The organism is Falsihalocynthiibacter sp. S25ZX9 (assembly GCF_041205405.1).
In the GTDB taxonomy this organism is placed as follows: domain Bacteria; phylum Pseudomonadota; class Alphaproteobacteria; order Rhodobacterales; family Rhodobacteraceae; genus Falsihalocynthiibacter; species Falsihalocynthiibacter arcticus.
Genome location: NZ_JBGFCD010000101.1, coordinates 1 through 365, shown reverse-complemented (window position 1 = coordinate 365; position 365 = coordinate 1). Strand labels below are relative to the sequence as shown.

The window sequence follows — 365 nt, the reverse complement described above, 5'->3', positions numbered from 1 at the left end:
GATCATCCCGCCTATATCCTCTATACTTCCGGCACAACAGGCGCGCCAAAGGGCGTCGTTCGCTCCACCGGCGGACACCTTGTTGCGCTAAACTGGACCATGAAAAACGTCTACAACGTCTACCCAGGTGAAGTCTTTTGGGCCGCATCGGATGTTGGTTGGGTGGTTGGACACAGCTATATTTGCTATGGTCCGCTTGTGCATGGGAACACCACAATTGTGTTCGAGGGCAAACCAATTGGCACCCCCGATGCTGGAACGTTTTGGCGAGTTATTTCCGAGCACAAAGTCGCAAGTTTCTTCACAGCACCAACGGCTTTTCGTGCTGTAAAACGCGAAGACCCGACAGGGGAGTTTATCAAAAA

Annotated in this window: 1 protein-coding gene; it reads left to right on the top strand. The window is 52.1% G+C overall.

From position 1 onward, the window contains the following. A partial coding sequence (locus AB9F29_RS21465) for an AMP-binding protein (protein ID WP_369757196.1) occupies positions 1–365 on the top strand: 365 nt, incomplete at both ends.